The sequence below is a fragment of the Actinomadura decatromicini genome, assembly GCF_008121305.1.
Classification (GTDB): Bacteria; Actinomycetota; Actinomycetes; order Streptosporangiales; family Streptosporangiaceae; genus Spirillospora; species Spirillospora syzygii.
Genome location: NZ_VSRQ01000011.1, coordinates 73,226 through 91,489 on the forward strand (window position 1 = coordinate 73,226; position 18,264 = coordinate 91,489).

Genomic DNA, 18,264 nt, shown 5'->3' on the forward strand with positions numbered 1-18,264 from the left:
GGCATCGCGGGGTTCTCCTCAGCCGGGGGAGTAGCTAAGGTAAGCCTAGCCTTAGTTGGTCTTGAGGAAGAGGACGCACAGGTGCAGCGCTCGCTGATGAACGGAAAGATCCACCGTGCCACCGTCACGCAGGCGGACCTGCACTATGTGGGCTCCCTGACGATCGACGCCGACCTGATGGAGGCCGCCGACATCGTGGAGGGCGAACAGGTCCACGTCGTCGACATCACGAACGGGGCCCGGCTCGTCACCTACGCCATCACCGGGGAGGCGGGCAGCGGCGTCATCGGGATCAACGGCGCGGCGGCCCGGCTTGTCCAGCCGGGCGATCTCGTCATCATCATCACCTACGCCTCGGTGGACGAGGCCGAGCGCGCCCGGCACGAGCCCCGCGTCGTCCACGTGGACGGGGCGAACCGGATCGTCGCGCTCGGCTCCGACCCGGCCGCGCCGGTCCCCGGCGCCCCCGCCCAGCTCGCGGGACGGTGACCGGCATGGACGGCGTCACCCCCTGGCCGGCCGACCTCGCCGCCCGCTACGAGGCGGAGGGGTACTGGAGCGACCGCGTCCTCGGCGGCGTCCTGCGCGGCGCGCCCGGCAAGACCGCCCTGGTCGCGGGCGCCGACCGCCTCACCTACGCCGAGCTGTACCTCCGCGCCGCCCGCACGGCCGCCGGGTTCCTCGACCTCGGCGTCCGCAAGGGCGACCGCGTCGTCGTCCAGCTCCCCAACACCGCGGCGTTCGTGGTGACGTTCCTCGCGCTCGTCCGCATCGGCGCCGCGCCCGTCCTCGCGCTGCCCGCGCACCGCGAGAGCGAGATCCGCTACCTGTGCGAGCTGGCGGAGGCCCGCGCCTACGTCTGCGCGGACCGCGACGGCGACTTCGACTACCGCGCCATGGCCCGCACCCTCCCCGTCGAACACGTGGTCGTGGACGGCGACGCGGAGGAGTTCACCCCCCTTGCCAAGGTCGACGGCGACCCGGTGACCGAGCCGGAGCCGCCCGCGCCGTCCGACGTCGGCGTGTTCCTGCTGTCCGGCGGGACGACGGGCCTGCCGAAGCTCATCCCGCGCACGCACCGCGACTACGTCTACAACCTGGAGGCCAGCGCCGAGGTGTGCGGCTTCACCTCGTCGACCGTCTACCTGGTCGTGCTCCCGGCCGCGCACAACTTCGCGCTCGCCTGCCCCGGCATCCTCGGCGTGTTCGCCACGGGCGGGACGGTCGTCCTCGCCCCGTCCGGCTCGCCCGACGAGGCGTTCCCCCTCATCGAGCGCGAGCGCGCCACGGTCTGCGCGGTCGTCCCGCCGATCGCCCTCCTGTGGCTGGACGCGGTGACCTGGCAGGACGAGGATCTCTCGTCCCTCCGGCTCCTCCAGGTCGGCGGCGCCAAGTTCGCCGCCGAGCGCGCCGCCGAGGTCCCGGACGTCCTCGGCTGCCAGGTCCAGCAGGTCTTCGGCATGGCGGAGGGCCTGCTCAACTACACCCGCCTGGACGACCCCCGCGACCTGGTCGAACGGACGCAGGGCCGCCCCCTCTCACCGGCCGACGAGATCCGGGTCGTGGACGCCGACGGCGCGCAGGTCGCGCCCGGCGAGGTAGGCGAGCTGCTCACGCGCGGCCCGTACACGCTCCGCGGCTACTACCGCGCGCCCGAGCACAACGCCCGCTCGTTCACCCCGGACGGCTTCTACCGGACGGGCGACCTCGTCCGGCGGCTGCCGTCCGGCCACCTGATCGTCGAGGGGCGCGAGAAGGACCAGATCAACCGGGGCGGCGACAAGATCTCGGCGGAGGAGCTCGAAGGCCACCTGCTCGCGCACCCCGCGATCCACGACGCGGCCGTGGTCGGCGTCCCCGACCCGATGATGGGGGAGCGCACCTGCGCGTTCCTCATCCTCCGGGACGGCGAGAAGGCCCCCGATCTCCGCGACATCAAGGACTTCCTGCGAACGCGAGGCGTGGCCGCCTACAAATTCCCCGACCGCCTCGAAACCACGGACACGTTCCCCCGCACCCCCGTGGGCAAAGTCAGCAAAAAGGCCCTGACCGCCCGAATTACGGCATAAGGCTTTTGATCAACCCTGCGAAGATGTCCACTCGTTGTCGCTCCTCTGGAGTGAGCGGGCTAGGACGAAAGTGCGCCACTTGGTTGCGGATGCCCCGCACATCGTCCAGTTTTCCGACGAACCCGCTGTGGGGCAACCCCCAATTGAGCCGTTCCCAGCGGTCCGGCTTCTTGAAGACTTGAACGATCTGCCCGAACATGAGGTCTTCGGGGGAATTAGCCCGGTTGTAACCGGACGCCTGACGGAGGTCCATCGTTGTAGGGCACATTAATTCGACGCACCGGCGTAGTCGCCGCTCGATTTCTCCTAGTTGGAGGAAAGGACCGGTGAGGTTACCGAACTCCAAGCTCAGGTCCGCGGCCGTTACCAGCCCGGTTACCTTCTGGTCGGTGTCACGAACGAACACGCAGCCGTGGCGAGCGATGTCGTGGATCGTGATCAACAGCTCGGCCTTGATACCGACTTCCGGGGCGGGTTCGGTGGCGTCGGTGAGCGTCTCGCACCTGCCGCGCAGGTGGGCCAGGGCGATCGATTGCCAGCTCACCACGCCGTGCAGCATGTATGGCCCGGACATCACAGGCAGTTGCGAGAAGAAGTTCTCCAACATCACGAAGCGAGCGTGCTCCAGGCTGTCACTGGGGGCGAGGCAAACGAGGCCACCTTCGGGCAGTCGCGCGGTCGGCAGATCTCCGACACAGAGCGCGGCGGGGGGTGCCTGCTCTGGAGCGTCGGCAGCCGGCTCCTCCTCGGCGTCGAGGGTACGGACGACCACCGGCGAGTGCAGGTGACCGTTCAGCAGCGCGGGGACGCAGACAAGCTCGGACTCCCGCAACTCGGCCTCGATCCGGCCGACGATCTCCGGGTCCCGGTTCCGTTCGCTAAACAGCCCGAGCAGCTCCCGCACCGTCAGCTCGACGGGGTTGGCCGCCGCATCCTTCAGTTCGGGAGGAAGTGTCATGCCACCAGCTCCGGGTCGGATTCGTAGTCCTCGGCGGACTCGGGCGCCTGCGCGGCGGGGATCGCGGCCTTGCCCATCGCTGCCTCGATCAGCTTCCGCAACTGTGCGGCCCTTCCCTTGTAGAACCGGTCGAATTCCTCGTCTCGCAGAGCGGACGGATCGATCAGGTGCGTAGCGATGATGTCGTCCAGCCAGTTTGCGGGCAGTCCGGTGTCGGTCTCCAGCAAACGCAAGTAGGACTTGGGTGCGCGCTGCCCGACGAGCTGCCCGGTCCGATGCGCCAGGAGCGTCTTGTTGACGATGCTCTCGTACCGCTCTCTGGGGATCTTGGCCTTCGCGCACCAGCTCTTAGGGAAGATTAGGTAGAGGCCGATCTGGTGGTCGAACATGATCTTCTCGTCGATCGGGTCGCGATTGTGCGTCCAGTCCTTGGCGCCTTGCTGCATGAGCAGCGCGTACATGCCCTTGTAGGCGGCGCTGTTCCGGCTGCGCATGGTGTCCAGGCGCGCTTCTCGGAAGATGGCCTCACCGACGGAGGCGGGCTCCTCGCCGCCCCGCACCCAGTCGACGACCTGCTCCAGGTCCCGGGGCAGCCGCGTCTCGGGAGACCCGCCGTACTGCTCGCCGAACACACCGCACCAGAACCAGCGGGTGACCTTCGCGTACGCTTCCTCCGAATCGGTCTCCTCACCGAGAACGGCCCGGATCGCCGCCAGCGCGACGAGCTGCGTCATGTACGGGATGTCGGAGACGTCGAAGACGCACTGCCGCCGCAGGAACTGCGCGGTCCAGTGATAGGCACCGAGCACACGGGGCGACCACTCCTGGTATTCGGACAGCGGCAGCTCAAGGATGTCTTTGCGCTTGCACGCCGCACGCCCCCTCCGCTTGAAGTAGGTAGAGACGAGAGTGATGGTCTGCAGGAAGTCGGTGTTGCCCAGCCCCGCTCGCGGAGCGACCAGCATAGTGTCGCTCTCCAACTCGTTCCAGATCCGGTCCCAATCCTCGTGGAGCTGGAAGTCGTCCACTGCATAGGAGGCAGTCATCAGCTCGAACACGGTCAGCGGAACACCTCCCGTGTTGACTTTCTCGAAGACCGTGCAGACGGCCTCCTTCGGAGTATCCTGGGTAAGCTTGATTACGGGGACCATGTACTGGCGGGCGTTGTTCACCACCTTCGACGTGAACAGGTCCCACACATCCCAGTTGCGGCCGGTGATGTTCACGTATTCACGCATCCATTGCTGGGTACCGGACGAGTCCAGTATCAGCCGCAACGGGAACATACCGGCCATCGCCTCGTTCTCCGATGTGCTGAGGTCGTAGGTGACGCCCCTGCCGAAGTCCTCGCGGAGAATGCGGTCTTCGGGGACGGAGAGGATCGCATCCTCGCGGTCCACGTCGTCGTCGATGGCCTTCGCGATGTCGATGTAGTACCAGCGCTTTAGCTTCTTCTTCCGCGGGTCCATCGTCTCCACCGGCGCATCCGAATGAAGCGCCTGGTAGAGGGACGTGAGGCGCTGCTGCCCATCCATGAGCAGAAGCGTCGGCTCAACATGACCGGCAGGCGCACCGGCCAGCGGGCGCGGCTTGAACCGCGTGCCAGGCCCCCCAGTCTCCAATGCCATCATGACGCCCATCGGATAGTGCCTGGTGATGGTGGCTAGCAGCGCCATGATCCGCTCGTCGTCCCACTTCCAGGGGCGCTGGAAGTCGGGCAGCTGGATCCGCCCGTCATCGACCATCGCGACGAGCTCGCTGAGCAGGTATGGGGGTGTTTCGAAGGGCACGCCGCCACTCCTCCGGGTGCTGTGTCGAGTTATGCGGGGAGAGTAACCCTGTCAACACGGCCCTGACGGGTGAACGGCCAGTAACGGGCCGCATGTGGCAAGGTTTTCCGCTTTGTGATCCTGACCGGGCTGCGGACCGTCGGCGCCTCCTCCTATCCTGTCCACGCAGAACGTGAACGGGGGATAGCAGCTGATGGCGACGGGTGGTAACCGCTGGTGGGGGTCGCGCTCCGAGTTTCCATGGGAGCAGGACGCACTCGACTTCCTTAGGCAGCGCATGCCGTCCACCGAGCCCTACCGTGCCTGGACGACGTTCAGCTTCACCGCCAAGTCCGGCCACGTCCGCGAGGTCGACCTGCTGATGGTCACCCCGTCCGGGCTCTGCCTAGTAGAGATCAAGAGCCATCAGGGCCGCCTGGTGAACTCTGGCGCCACGTGGATGTTCCACCACCACGGCCGCGTCAGCACGATTGAAAACCCGCTCCACCTGGCCAATCGCAAAGCCGTGGAGTTGAAGGAACAGCTTCAGTGGGCACTGCGCAGGAACCCTGCCCGCGGCTTGCGCGTTCCGTACATCAAAGCGGCGGTCTTCCTCTCAGACCCGACGTTGATGTCGGAGTTGGACGAGGCCCAGCTCCCCGGCGTCTATGCACGCGGCCACGACAACGGGCTCCCCGCCATCTGGGAGGACCTTCTCGAGAGCAGCTACTCCGCCGGGTCATCCCGAACCGAGGTGACGTTCTCCCGCAAGATGCCCGAGCTGATGGACGCCATCGGCATCCAGGGCTATCGCAAGCACCGGACGGTCGGCACTTGGCGGCTAGAGCCAAAGGCCATGGACGCGGGCCCCACCTGGGAGGACTATCTCGCCGAGAACACCGCCCTCGAAGGCGACCACAGGCGCGTCCGGCTGTACCTGTCGGAGCTGCGCGCGTCCCGCGAGGCGCAGGAGTCGACGCGCCGCGCCGCCCGCCGCGAGTACCTGGTGCTCCAGGGCATCGACCATCCGGGGATCGTCAAGGCGGAGCAGTTCAGCGACGACCACGACGCGGGCCCCGCGATCGTGTTCCCGCACCGCCCCGAATGGCTGCGGCTCGACCACTACATGGCCCAATACGGCGACGGCCTGGACGTCGAGACCCGCCTCGCCATGATCCGCCAGCTCGCCGAGGCAGTCGCGCACGCGCACCGCCGCCACCTGTACCACCGCGCTCTCGCCGCGCGCAGCGTCTACGTCGCGTTCCGCGGCGCTGGCTACCGCCCGACCCTGAAGATCGTCGACTGGCAGGCCGCAGCTCGCCCCGGCGGCGGCTCTGTCGACGCGCCCCCCGGACGCACCTCCACTCTCGCTGGAGACGTCGCCACCGCCGCCGGGCACATCGAACGATCCGCCGAGGCATACCTGGCACCGGAGTTCGGACGCGCCGAGGCAGAGAGCGTCCCGCTCGACATCTTCGGGCTCGGCGCCCTCGCCTATCTGATCATGACGGGCGCCGCGCCAGCCGACGGACGCGGCGCGCTCGCCCGCCGCCTCACCGAGGAGCACTGCCTCACACCATCCGCGGTCGACGAGTCCATCACCCCGCAGATGGACGACGTCGTCCAGAACGCCACCCAACTCGAAGTCTTCAAGCGGTTCGACTCGGTGAAGGACTTCCTGGAGTACCTCGACCTGATCGAGGAGGACCTCACCGCGCCCGACGTCGAACCCGACCAGGACCCCCTCGACGCTGTCCGCGGCACCGTCGTCAACGGTTGGACGGTCCAGCGCAACCTCGGCCAGGGCTCCACGTCCCGCACCTTCCTCGCTGAACGCGAAACGCCCGAGGGTACGCAGACCGGCGTCCTGAAGGTCGCGCTCACCGAGGCCGCCGCCGACCGCCTCCACGCCGAGGCCGCGCTGCTCGGAGGGCTCCGCAGCCCACGCATCGTCGGGCTGATCGAGGGCCCGTTCGACGTCGCGGACCGGACGGTCGTCGTCCTCGAACAGGCCGGGCAGGCCACCCTCGCCGAGCACATCAAGCGTCAGGGGCGGCTGTCGCCGGACGAGCTGGAGAAGTTCGGCGACGAGCTGTTCGACGCCGTCGACTACCTGGAGGACGAAGGCGTCCGGCACCGCGACATCAAGCCGGACAACCTCGCTATCCGCCGCCTCGCCAACAACACCAGCCGCCTCGTCCTGCTGGACTTCTCCATGGCTGGCACCCCCGACACCGCCGTGCGGGCCGGGACCCCTGACTACCGCGACCCGTTCGTCGGCACTGACCGCCGTCCCCGCTATGACGACCACGCCGAGCGGTACTCCATCGCAGTCACCCTCCATGAGATGGCGGCCGCCGAACGCCCGTCCTGGGGTGACGGCATGGCCGAGGCCGAATTCATCGACAAGGCCGAGTCCACCCCGCAGATCTCCGAAGACCGTTTTGACGCCGGCCTCCGCGACGCCCTCGCCGCGTTCTTCCGCAAGGCGCTGCACCGCGACGCCGACCAGCGGTTCGCGTCGCTGAAGCAGATGCGGGACGCCTGGCGCGGCATGTTCCTCGACCTCGACGAGACCGCCCCGCCCACCACACCCAGCAGCACCGACGACGACACCGAGGACGTCAAACAGGCCCGCAAGGCTCGTGCCGACACCGCCGTCCCTACGACACAGCTCGTCGAGGCGGGGCTGTCACCCCGCGCTCTGTCCGCCGCGATCGACGGTCTCGGCGTCTCCACCGTCGGGGAACTGATGGCGGTTCCGGGCGCCCGCGTCCACCGGCTGCGGCACCTAGGGATCGGCTCCGGTCCCCGCAACGAGCTGCTGAGCCTGGCCAGCGGCTGGCGGACGAAGTTCAACTCCAAGGAGTCGGTCGCCGCCGTCGCCAAGGACCAGCGGAAGGCCGCCGAGGACGTCTCCGTCGCCGGCACCGACGCCAAGGAGAGGCTGAAGCGCCTCAGCCTCGACGAGATCGCCGAACGCCTCGTCCCGAAGTCCGAAGGCCAGGACGCCGAGCTCGTCACCCTCGCCCTGGCCGTCCCCGGCCCGGACGGATCAAAGCCACCGCTCGACCCCTGGGCGTCCCAGCGAGAGATCGCCGACCACAAGGGCGTCAAACCCACAGACGTTTCGCAGGCGCTCGCCGCCGCCCGCCGCCGCTGGACGGCCGACAGTGCCATCAAGCCGCTCCGCGAGGACGTCATCACGATCCTTACGGAGAAGGGACGCATCCTCGAAGGAGACCAGCTCGCGGCGGAACTGCTCGCCCGCCGGGGCAGCGGCCTCACCGACCCCACCGCCCGCCGCGCCGTCGCCGGCGCCACCCTCCGCGTCGCCATCGAGACCGAGGAACGCCTGGACGGGCCGCGCCTCGCCAAACGCCGCACCGGCCCCGGCGGCAAGACCGTGCTGGTCGCCCTGCGCGCCCCCGAAGGCTCGGACCTTCCGGACGCCGCCGACCTCTTCGACTACGCCGAGGAGCTGGGGGAGCGAGCCGACGAACTGGCCGGACTGAACCCGCTGCCCAGCGCCGTCACCGTCCGGGGAAGGCTGCGCGAGGTGGTCTCCGGGACGCAGCTGCTCCCGGACACGGCCCTCGTCGCCCTCGCCGCCGCCGCGTCCACCAACGCGGCCGTCACCGCCCGCCTGGAGCTGTACCCGATCGACTTGGACCCGGTCCGCGCGCTCGAACTCGCCCAGGTCGCCGGATACCTCGGCGGCAAGGGCATCACACCGAACGATCTGCGCCGCCGCGTCCTGGCCCGCTTCCCCCGCATGACCAAGCTCCCCGAGAGCCCGACCGCGCTTTTCAAGGCGCTGCGCAAGGCGGGATACGAGGCCGAGTGGAGCAAGGACGGCAAACACCTCGTCGACAGGCGATTCGACGTGGCCGTCCGCTCCTACAGCGGCGGATACGGCCGCACGTCCACCACCGGCCGCACCTCCACCGACCAGATCACCCAGCGGCTCCTGGCCAGCGTCGACAGCGGTGGTTTCCTCGCCCTCAAGACCCGCATCCGCTACACCGAATTCGCGCTCCCCGTCCTGTCCACATTCGAGGACGTCACCCCGATCAACGTGACCGCCGAGTTCACACGCGCCCTCCGCCAGATCGTCGCGGCCCGTGGCAAGCCCACCTGGACGACCATGCTCGACGCCGACCCGTCGACCGCCCCGCCCGTCTTCCACCAGCTCATCGCCGAAGCATTCGCCGAAGTGGAAAAGACCATCCACACCACCCACGTGGCCCTCCTTTACGACGCAACCCCCTTGGCCCGCTACAAGGACGGCCCCGAACTCCTGGCCCGCCTCGCCGACGCCGCCCGCGACCCGCATGAGGCACCGCACGGCCTGTGGCTGCTGTGCCCGATGGCGGACCCGAAGAAGCTCCCCCTCCTGGACGACACGGTCGTCCCGACGAACACCAGCAATGAACGCCTCGTGCTGCCCCGCCAGTTCGCGGAGCAGGAAGAGCCCGGGAGAGCCTCATGATCGACCGCAAGTCGCTGCTCACCGACCTCAAAAAGCAGGTCGGCGCCCTCGAAAAGGACTTGCGGGAGCACGAGGTCGACGACAAGGAAACCCACGCCCGTCTCTACAGCGAATGGCAGAAGGCCCGCACGGCGAGCCGCATCGCCGCCACCTACGAATCGTGGCTGGACGACCGCGTCACACAGTCCGCTGTCGCCTGGATCCTCGGGACGGTGTTCTTGCGTTTCTGCGAGGACAACGGCCTGATCGAGATGCCCTTCCTCGCCGGCCCCGACGACAGGCTGAACCTCGCCCAAGAACGCCAGGCGGACTACATCCGCCAGAACCCCCACGACACCGACCGCGACTGGATCCTCGCAGGATTCAAGGAAATGTCGCGCTCCCCAGTAGCCGCAGGGCTTTTTGATAAGGCCCATAACCCCATGTGGCAGATCGAAATCCCCCACCACGCGGCCAAGGCCCTCCTCGCCTTCTGGCGCCGCCGGGACGAGAACGGCGAAACCGTCCACGACTTCACCGACCCCGACTGGGACACCCGCTTCCTGGGCGACCTCTACCAGGACCTCTCCGAGCACGCCAAGAAGACGTACGCGCTACTCCAGACCCCAGAGTTCGTCGAAGAATTCATCCTCGACTACACGCTCACACCGGCCATCGACGAATTCGGCCTGGACGGCCTACGCCTGATCGACCCCACCTGCGGCTCCGGACACTTCCTCCTAGGCGCCTTCCACCGCATCCTCAACAAATGGCGAGACGCTGAACCCGCCATAGCGTCCACCAACATCTGGGAACTAATCCGACGCACCCTCCTCTCTGTCCACGGCGTCGACAAGAACCCCTTCGCCACCAACATCGCCCGCTTCCGGCTCCTAGCAGCCACAATGAAGGCTGGCGAAGTCTCCACCCTCGCAAGCGCCCCCGATTTCCCCATCATCGTCGCCACAGGCGACTCCCTCCTCCACGGCCGCGGCGCCCCCGGCATCCAGCAAGACCTACTCTCCGAAGCTGAGCCGCACACGTACGCGACCGAAGACATTTACGAGTTCATCAGCAGCGAAAACGATGTTCGCAAGAATGTCGTCGATCTCCTTGGAGCTGGAAGCTATCACGTTGTAGTCGGAAATCCTCCGTACATTACAGTGAAGGACAAACAAGAGAACGAAAATTATCGAGTTGCTTACGGATCATGCTCTGGGAAATATGCACTCTCTGTGCCATTCGTAGAGCGTTTCTTTCAATTGACCTGTCGCGGTCGGGGTGGTAACTCAAGCTCGGGATTCGTTGGCCAGCTCACAGCAAACTCCTTCATGAAGCGCGAATTTGGTCGAAAGCTCGTCGAGGAGTATCTTCCAACTGTTGAACTCACGTATCTGGTCGATACGTCTGGTGCGTATATACCCGGCCACGGAACTCCGACCGTAATCCTAATTGGTCGACGTCAGTGGGGGCGATCGGCAGCTGTAGTTCGTGCGGTCCTTGGGATTCGCGGTGAACCTTCACAACCGGAAGATCCAAGCAACTCCTTCGTGTGGCGGGCTATAGTTGAACAGGTCGCTATTCCTGGAAGCGAGAGCGAATGGGTGAGTGTTGAGGATCTACCTCGAGAAAAACTGGCACGGCACCCATGGAGTTTGAGTGGCGGGGGCGCCAGTCAGTTGATGGCGAACTTGGAATCTCGGCCGCATAAGCTTAAGAACATGAAGGCTGACATCGGCATGTCGGTGCTGACGCTCGAAGATGACGTCTATGTGCTCTCGGCCAGCGCCGCCTTGAGAAAGAACTTCCTTGAAGAATGCACTCAGATCGTGGTCGGCGATAATGTTCGTGATTATCGCATAGGGGGTCTCGATTGCTCGATCATGCCTTATCGCGAGTCTGGAGAACGAAGGCATGTATCCAAAAAAGTGATGCGCCATTTCTGGCCATGGAGAACAAAGCTTAAGAATCGTATATATTTTGGAAACACTCCCGAGCAGCGTGGTCTGCGTTGGTTCGACCTGGGTATGTACTTCCCTGCAAGGCACAAGTCGGCACTATCGATCGTCTTTGCATTTGTTGCAACACATAATCATTTTGCATTGGATTTTGGCGGGAAAGTCTTTAATCGAACTGCGCCGGTGATCAAACTTCCGTCGGGCTCCACGGAGGATGAGCACGCTGAAGTTATTGGAGTTCTCAATAGCTCAACCGCCTGTTTCTGGTTGAAGCAGGTAGCTCACGATAGAGGGAATGGCGGCTACGGGGGCGGAATCGCGAGTGAGGAGTGGGAGCGATTCTATGAGTTTACTGCCACCAAGCTGTTTGAGTTTCCATTGCCGGAACAACTTCCGCTGCAACGTGGGCGTGAGTTGGCCAAGCTGGCGCGATCTTTGGAAAGTGCGAGTCTATGGCGACGCTTCGATGAACCACCGTCCCGAGAAATCCTGGAGGACTTGGCCAAGCGTTGGCATTCCATTCGCGGGCGCATGATCGCAGAGCAGGAAGAATTGGATTGGCAGGTGTATTCACTTTACGGACTTCTTGAGGAAGAGTTGACTGCACCTCCCGATAGAGTTCCTGAGATACGCTTTGGTGAGCGCGCCTTCGAGATTGCCATAGCCAGAGGATTTCGCGATGGTCGAGCCACTACTCAGTGGTTTAATCGCCATGAGGCTATGTCAGTAGCTGAACTCCCGGATGAATGGCCTGAAGAATACAAGCGGGTCGTCGAGCGTCGTATAGAGATCATCGAAAATCGACGTGATATTGCATTGATCGAGCGGCCAGAGTTCAAGCGGCGATGGGCGGCGGAGCCCTGGGAGAGGCAGAAGAAGTCTGCTCTTCGAAATTGGCTGCTAGATCGGAGCGAGAGGCGTTCTCTTTGGCTTGTGGACGATGACCAAGGTGTCGAACAACCGCGTGTGATGACGGCACATCAGCTTGCTGACCAGCTTCGGCGAGATGAGGACTTCGTTTCGGTCGCTCGTCTGTACGAGGGCGAGGATGTAGAGCTAGCCGAGGTTGTCACGGGATTGATCCAGGATGAGCATGTGCCACACCTAGCCGTGCTGCGCTATAAGGACCCTGCTGGCTTGCGCAAGCGAGCACAGTGGGACAACGTCTGGAAGCAGCAGCGTGAAGAGGACAGAACTGGCAAGAAGCTCGACATTTCACTGCCTCCAAAGTACACGCAGGCTGATTTTCTAAAAGCGTCGTACTGGCGTAATCGTGGGAAGTTGGATGTGCCCAAGGAGCGGTTCATTTCCTACCCGGGGAGTGGGCCGGATGGGGACTCTTCGATACTTCTTGGGTGGGCTGGATGGGACCATCGGGAGCAGGCTCAGGCGCTCATGATGTTGATTGAGGAGCGGGCCACTCAGGACGGGTGGGATGCGGCTCGGTTGACTCCGCTGCTTGCAGGCCTGGCTGAGGTGCTGCCGTGGGTGCGGCAGTGGCATGGTGAGGTTGATCCGGCGTTCGGGCAGAGTCCTGCCGATGCGTACACCGTCTACCTGGAGGACAAACAGCGCGAGTACGGGATCTCGGACGAGGACCTCAAGAATTGGCGTCCCGAGAAGCCCAAGCGCGGCGGCGGGAGAAAAGCGAGCAGCTAGCGGTCGGGAACGTCCTCGCGACTTGCCTGTACAGAGTGGATGAATGATGCCCATTCGGCGCGTGTTAACTCTGGGGTTGGGCCTGTGCCATTGACCTTGGTGCCGCGGACGCCGATCGTCCCGTCTTTAGCCAGCCCCATCTGCACGCACGAACCGTTTGGCTCATTGTGTCGCGAATCGCGCCAGGGCGTGTACCTCGTTGTTATTGGATTGTCTTCCTATTATGTCGGCCGTTCGTCGCCTTGGGTGTTGGGGCAAAAGGTCGGTATGGCGTAACCGCTACAGATTGCCGCAAGGTCTGTAGCGGTGCTACGCCTCCGGGTTGATAGCGGTCGGTCTGAGCGGCTAGGCGTTCAAGGACGTCCTAGGAACTCGACTGGACGGACTTGAGGAGTGCAGTCCATTCCCCATGTGTGAACTCCAGGATCGGGCCAAGACCCAACTCCTTGGAGTCGCGGACGCCTACGGTACGACCATCTGAGGCCAACGCTACTTCGACGCATTCGGCGCCTGCTTCGCTACGCCTTGCTTTGCGCCAGGGGGGTACTTCTATATGCCCTGACAAACGGCCGACCTTGCCTCATGCTCTGCGCTGGCCTGGGTCAGTTCGTCCGGCCCCGAACCTCCGAACCAGGCGTGCCCGCCGTCCGCCGGACCGGGACGCGCGTTTGACCGCCAAGGGGCGCTGGTCCGGTGCGACCGGCGGTGTGTTGTGGTGAGAGGTAGGGGGCGAGGCACCGCGCCGCAATCCGGCGGCGGAACTTCGGCCTTTGCATCGTGATCGGCGTCCCGTTCGGGGCGTGGGCGGCGCTGCCTGGCTCAACCTGATTGCCCTCGTCGCAACCTGACCTGCTTGCTGACGAACTCGGCTTTTGCGGCTGGGGCCGGCAACGAGGTGGGGGAGGGGCGGCCCCGTCCAGGCCCTGGCGGCACCGGTCGTCGGGGGCTGGAACGTGGCCTCTAGCCTGGACCGTCGAGCTCGGGTCCGTCCCCGTGCCGGATTCAGTGTGCCATTGGCGAGATCTTCGCATCGGGGAGCAGGGTGCAGAGAGCAAGCACATCGTGTGCGAAACCGACCTCATTCCTGCTGCTTTTCGAGTGATGAAAGGCGGCGATATCAGCTGGTCGCGCCGACGCGGGTCGCCATTTCGCGGAGGCCGCGGGGCGTTGGTCCGGGGGCCAGGAGCAACGAGCCGACCAGGGCCCGGACGGACGGCCTGCGGAGCTCCTCGGGTGTGCTCCGCTCGGCCACTTTCAACGCCTCGAACGCCCGCGCGGGCTTCCCCTGCCCCTCCCAGGCGCGGGCGGGGTCGATGCAGAAGCGGGCATGCCGTTCGGGAGTGCCCAGTTTATGCTGCTGGACGCGTCCGGCATAGGTCAGCGCCGTCCCGTCCTCGCCGAGCGCGTGATGGACGCCGATCCGGTAGACGGTGACGTTCGCCGCCGAGAATCGCTGCCTCCCGCCATTTTGGAGAACTGCCCCGTTCAGGCGCCGTGCCGCGCTCTCCGCCTCCTCGATCAGGTCGACGGCCTGGTGACGGTCACCATGCTGAGCCGCGGCGTAGGCGGCGGTGCAGAGCAGCGACCCGTAGGACGCGAGCGCCTGGGACGACGCAGTGCCCTTGTCCGCGCCGAGACCCAGCGCGGTATGGACGAGCAGGTCGGTCGCGGCCGTGTAGTGCCCCATGCGGCGCATCGCCATGCCCGCCGACTGGGTCGCCGCGGCGATCGAGGGAGCCATGCCGGTCTCGCGGGCCGCCTGCAGCGCCCGGTCGCCGTACACCCAGGCCAGACCGTCCTGCCCCTGCTTGACGGAAAGCTCGCAGGCCATGGCGTAGACGTCCGCCAGAAACGCCGTGTACTTCACGCGGCCGAGCCCGGCCGACGCGTCGCGTCCGGCGGTGGCCGAACTGATCATGCCCGGCACATGCTCGCTCACGGCCGTGTAGCGCGCTGCGGTGAACGCCTTCCACGCCCCGCTGAGCCGTCTCTGCAATTCGGGCAGCGGAAGCGGCGGCGCGCCGGTGTCCCCGGCCAGCCCCGCCTCCAAACGCGTCCTCACCCCGTCGGGACTGAGGGCGGTTCCCGCGATCGCCAGACCGCTCAGCCCGCCCATGCTCACCAGCATTTCGCGTCTGCGCACGTCGCCGTCACCGTCCTCGTTATCGACATCAATGAGGCGCACCACATTAGTCACACTGGACGCGGACGACCCGTATGACAAGCCAATCGGCGCGGGCGGGGCGAGACCGAACAAGCCCGGCGGTATGTCGAGCGCTCTCGCGAGGGCTCGCAACGTCGACGTATCGGTCAGGCGCCGCCGTCCGGTTTCGAATCGTGAGATGGTCGCCGCGGAATAGCCGCATTTCCGGGCGAGCTCCGCCTGGGTCAGCCGATGAGCCTGCCGCGCGAGGCGCAGCACGGCCGCGTGATCCCCGGACGCGGCGGCACGCCGCAGTCTCGCGAGCACGGATGCATCGTCCATCATGATCCCCTGTGACTGCACGATATCGCACCCACGGTAAATGACGGCCGCGTCGGGTGAAAAGGCGAGAAAGATCGACTTGCGCAGGACGCAAGGCCGCTTACCGGGCGCGCACATTCGCTGTCCCTCCGATCGCTCTCCGCGGCTCACTGGGGAGACCGCGAAAGGAGAACAAGGATGAACCGCTCGTCCCTTGTCGGACCACGGGAACGGATCACCGGCAATGCCGCCGAACGGATACGGATCATGGAGCGCCTCACCGCGTCGCGCGGGCCGGGCGTCCAGGCCGAGTACCCTGACCTGGTCTTCGCCGCGCTCCCCGCGGTCCTCCGGATGCCCTGGGTCGACGCGGACGTCTTCAGGACCGGCCTGGACGTCCTCACCGACCGTTACGGAGACCAGGGATCACCAGGCTCCTGCCGCCCGGCAGGGTGCTGGTCGGCGTCCACGCGGTCACGGGCCCCCGATGGGGCGGCTTCCACCCGCCGAGGCAGGGCTACCGCCACCTCCAGATGATCGCGATCGCCACGGCATACGGCGATCTGACGGGTGCCACCAGCCACCCGCCGCTCTGGTGGCGCTCGACCTGCTGCGCGCCTACGCGCACGACAGCCTGCGTTTCGCCACGTTCCGCCGGTACCGGCTCGCCGGTGCGGACATCGCCCGCGTCCAGTAGGGCATCAACGTCCGCGGCCCCGATGGCGAGCCCCGCTCGGCCCGGGACGAGCCCACCGCCCGGTCGACCCGCAACCTCGGCATCATCATGGAGGGGGCGACGGACCGGGAGGCCACCGCGGTGGCGCGGTCGACCGCCGAGCGTTGCGGCATCACCCGTCCAGACCGCGGCATCGACCGGCTGGCCTTCGGGGACGTCACCGGGAGGCCGGACCCCTGTCCCGCCGGCCCGGCCGCTGGAACCGGCCGTGACGACTACATCGCGGCCCTCCAGGACTTCCACCGCACGATCAGCGTGCGCTACGCGGCCACCCTCAGGGAACTGGGCGGCGACGAGCACGCCGAACTCCACCGGGCCATCGTCTCCGCCAATCACGGGCGACGCCGGGGGCATCGCCGCGCGGCTGGAGAACCGGCGTGCCCGCAGCGGCGTGCCCGGTGCCGTCCGGAATACGCCCGGGGGACGCTGCGGACGAACCCCGCGCGGATAACCAGGACGCCCGGATTTTGCGGGTTGGAGGTGATATCTAGGTCGCTTGGCATCGTCGGATCAGGAACATTCGCCGCATCTTGCCCGCCATTCCCGAGCGTTCCGTTTCTGAACGTTCACGGCGTGGTCGTGCGAATCCCGGCCGGCCGTCTGAATTTCCGCTCACGAGCCGGTACCCGCTGTGACGATGAATGCCGAGACCGACAGCCGATCGACCCTTCTGGTGAGGTACGCGATGTTCCCCGCTATGCCGCTGATGTCGGCGGCCCCCGATGCGCAGCGCTGGCTGCGCGCCTTTCCCGGCGAACCCGTCCAGGCCAGCGCCGCCCGCCGCTTCACCGCGACGCTCCTGGCCGGCTGCCCGCATCTCGACGAGGTGCTCCTCGCCGTCGACGAACTCGTTGTCAACGCGCTCCGGCACACCAAGTCGGGACAGCCCGGTGGCACGTTCACCGTGGAGATCACCCGGTGGGACGGCGCTGTCGCCGTCGCCGTCACCGACGAGGGCGCCCTGTCCGAGCCCGTCGTCACCGAGGTCCCTGACGACGCCGAGTGCGGGCGCGGGCTGCGGACCGTTTCCCTCATGGCCTCGGGCTGGGGCTGGTTCGGCAACGACCGGGCCCGCACTGTGACCGCCCTTTTCGGCACGGCCCTGGGTGCGGCGGCGTGAGCGCCGACCTGCGCTCGTGGACCGTCGCCCGGGTGCGGTCCGCCATGACCGCCGCCATGCGGACCGACCCGTACGCCCTCGACCAGCTCGTCGAGGCAGGCACCGGCGCCCTCGACCCGTCGAGCGCGTCGTTCGTGCGTGCCGCGCGGACGCTGACGCTGGGAACGTCCGCGGCGCTCACCGCCGTCCTGAACGTCCACCGCTACAAGCCGGACGCCCGCGACAACCTCGCCTGCGCGGCCTGCGGCATCGGCGGCTGCCGGACGGTCCGCGGCATCTCCGACGTCCTCGCCGCCTACGGGCTGAGGGACGACCCGGTCGACCGTCCCGAAGCCTGGCGCCGCGCCGACGCCTGGTACACCAGGACGTCCGGCCGCACCGTCCTGCTCGACGTCGAGCCGTTCGACGACGGCTTCATCGCCCGCCCCGCCGCCCGCGCGGGCGTCCCCGACGGTGTCCTCATCATCGACCGCGACACCGGCGCGCTCACCTTGTGGCCCGCCTACGACACCGACACCCTTACCGCCGAGTACCACACCTACAAACGCGCCACCCGCTGAAGGCGCCGGTCGGCCGGACACCGCCTCGGGCCCGGCGGCCGGCCCCGCTCTCGACCGTCGTCGAGCGGGACCGGGCCATGGCGCGGCTAGGGCACGAGCGTGCCGTTCCACAGCTCGGGGAGCCGCGTGACGACGATGGAGATGATCAGGATCAGCACGACGCGCACGCGAACGCGCCGCAGGCGGCCATTGACCGTGTTGAGCGCGTCGATGACGCCGGGCATCCGCCGCAGCACCGACTCGCAGTGGTCGAGCAGCGGATGCGGACCGCCGGGCGAAGCGAGCCGCGGCAGCGGAAGCATCGCCATGATCAGCGCCATGGCGATGGCTACGTGAGGCATGAAGTCTCCAGGTGTCCAGAGGAGTGGTTGCGGGGGATGGCGTGTAAAACGGTAGCGGAGGCTCGATACACGGGCAAGGCATTGCTACTACACGGGAAGGATATTTTTCGGGATGGAGGTCCCCCGGGGCCGTGCGGGCGCCGGAGAGCCGCTAACTTG

At 66.5% G+C, this 18,264-nt stretch carries 12 protein-coding genes; 6 read left to right on the forward strand and 6 right to left on the reverse strand.

Annotation, left to right across the window (positions count from 1 at the left end; genetic code table 11):
* Window positions 1-81 precede the first annotated feature (81 nt).
* Window positions 82-489: an aspartate 1-decarboxylase gene (gene panD / locus FXF68_RS37965; protein WP_148767659.1), complete on the forward strand. Its 408-nt coding sequence runs from the start codon at window positions 82-84 to the stop codon at window positions 487-489.
* A 5-nt stretch (window positions 490-494) separates the two neighbouring features.
* Window positions 495-2,069 (forward strand): (2,3-dihydroxybenzoyl)adenylate synthase, encoded by a 1,575-nt coding sequence (locus tag FXF68_RS37970; RefSeq protein ID WP_148767660.1) that lies wholly within the window; start codon window positions 495-497, stop codon window positions 2,067-2,069.
* Here the strand turns inward: FXF68_RS37970 and FXF68_RS37975 are convergent.
* Window positions 2,059-3,027: a CBS domain-containing protein gene (locus tag FXF68_RS37975; RefSeq protein WP_148767661.1), complete on the reverse strand. Its 969-nt coding sequence runs from the start codon at window positions 3,025-3,027 to the stop codon at window positions 2,059-2,061. The genes FXF68_RS37970 and FXF68_RS37975 overlap by 11 nt on opposite strands.
* Window positions 3,024-4,817 (reverse strand): GmrSD restriction endonuclease domain-containing protein, encoded by a 1,794-nt coding sequence (locus FXF68_RS37980; RefSeq protein ID WP_222870285.1) that lies wholly within the window; start codon window positions 4,815-4,817, stop codon window positions 3,024-3,026. Before FXF68_RS37980 ends, FXF68_RS37975 begins: the two co-directional genes overlap by 4 nt.
* A gap of 193 nt (window positions 4,818-5,010) precedes the next feature.
* Between FXF68_RS37980 and pglW the strand changes: the two genes are divergently transcribed.
* Together pglW and pglX are read left to right on the forward strand one after the other, a co-directional pair.
* Window positions 5,011-9,288 carry a BREX system serine/threonine kinase PglW gene (gene pglW, locus FXF68_RS37985; RefSeq protein ID WP_148767662.1) on the forward strand — a complete coding sequence of 1,426 codons (4,278 nt, stop codon included), beginning with the start codon at window positions 5,011-5,013 and terminating at the stop codon, window positions 9,286-9,288.
* Entirely contained in the window at window positions 9,285-12,884 is a 3,600-nt protein-coding gene (gene pglX / locus FXF68_RS37990) for a BREX-2 system adenine-specific DNA-methyltransferase PglX (protein ID WP_148767663.1), read from the forward strand. The genes pglW and pglX overlap by 4 nt, the downstream gene beginning before the upstream one ends.
* On the opposite strand, the gene FXF68_RS37995 is transcribed toward pglX, so the two are convergent.
* The 3 genes from FXF68_RS37995 to FXF68_RS38005 form a co-directional block, all read right to left on the reverse strand.
* Window positions 12,881-13,090, reverse strand: coding sequence for a DUF397 domain-containing protein (locus FXF68_RS37995; protein WP_148767801.1), 210 nt, complete (start codon window positions 13,088-13,090; stop codon window positions 12,881-12,883). The two genes, pglX and FXF68_RS37995, sit on opposite strands and share 4 nt — an antisense overlap.
* Window positions 13,091-13,248: 158 nt before the next feature.
* Window positions 13,249-13,449, reverse strand: a complete 201-nt coding sequence (locus FXF68_RS44590; protein WP_187438319.1) for a DUF397 domain-containing protein — start codon at window positions 13,447-13,449, stop codon at window positions 13,249-13,251.
* 552 nt (window positions 13,450-14,001) lie between these two features.
* The gene (locus tag FXF68_RS38005) at window positions 14,002-15,486 is read right to left on the reverse strand and encodes a helix-turn-helix domain-containing protein (protein ID WP_148767664.1); all 1,485 of its coding nucleotides are present in this window, start codon (window positions 15,484-15,486) and stop codon (window positions 14,002-14,004) included.
* 1,235 nt (window positions 15,487-16,721) lie between these two features.
* Here FXF68_RS38005 and FXF68_RS38010 point away from each other — a divergent pair.
* Both FXF68_RS38010 and FXF68_RS38015 read left to right on the forward strand, forming a co-directional pair.
* Window positions 16,722-17,204, forward strand: a complete 483-nt coding sequence (locus FXF68_RS38010) for an ATP-binding protein (RefSeq protein WP_246179167.1) — start codon at window positions 16,722-16,724, stop codon at window positions 17,202-17,204.
* Entirely contained in the window at window positions 17,201-17,764 is a 564-nt protein-coding gene (locus FXF68_RS38015) for a hypothetical protein (protein WP_148767665.1), read from the forward strand. Before FXF68_RS38010 ends, FXF68_RS38015 begins: the two co-directional genes overlap by 4 nt.
* Before the next feature lie 86 nt (window positions 17,765-17,850).
* Here FXF68_RS38015 and FXF68_RS38020 read toward each other — a convergent pair whose 3' ends face one another.
* A complete protein-coding gene (locus FXF68_RS38020; protein WP_148767666.1) occupies window positions 17,851-18,105 on the reverse strand; it encodes a hypothetical protein in 255 nt (84 codons plus the stop codon).
* Window positions 18,106-18,264: the final 159 nt, after the last annotated feature.

Bases quoted from the DNA above. Each gene is read 5' to 3' on its own strand.
- FXF68_RS37970 (WP_148767660.1), top strand. From the start codon at position 495: ATGGACGGCGTCACCCCCTGGCCGGCCGACCTCGCCGCCCGCTACGAG.
- FXF68_RS37975 (WP_148767661.1), bottom strand. From the start codon at position 3,027: ATGACACTTCCTCCCGAACTGAAGGATGCGGCGGCCAACCCCGTCGAG.
- pglW (WP_148767662.1), top strand. From the start codon at position 5,011: ATGGCGACGGGTGGTAACCGCTGGTGGGGGTCGCGCTCCGAGTTTCCA.
- pglX (WP_148767663.1), top strand. From the start codon at position 9,285: ATGATCGACCGCAAGTCGCTGCTCACCGACCTCAAAAAGCAGGTCGGC.
- FXF68_RS38005 (WP_148767664.1), bottom strand. From the start codon at position 15,486: ATGTGCGCGCCCGGTAAGCGGCCTTGCGTCCTGCGCAAGTCGATCTTT.
- FXF68_RS38010 (WP_246179167.1), top strand. From the start codon at position 16,722: ATGAATGCCGAGACCGACAGCCGATCGACCCTTCTGGTGAGGTACGCG.
- FXF68_RS38020 (WP_148767666.1), bottom strand. From the start codon at position 18,105: ATGCCTCACGTAGCCATCGCCATGGCGCTGATCATGGCGATGCTTCCG.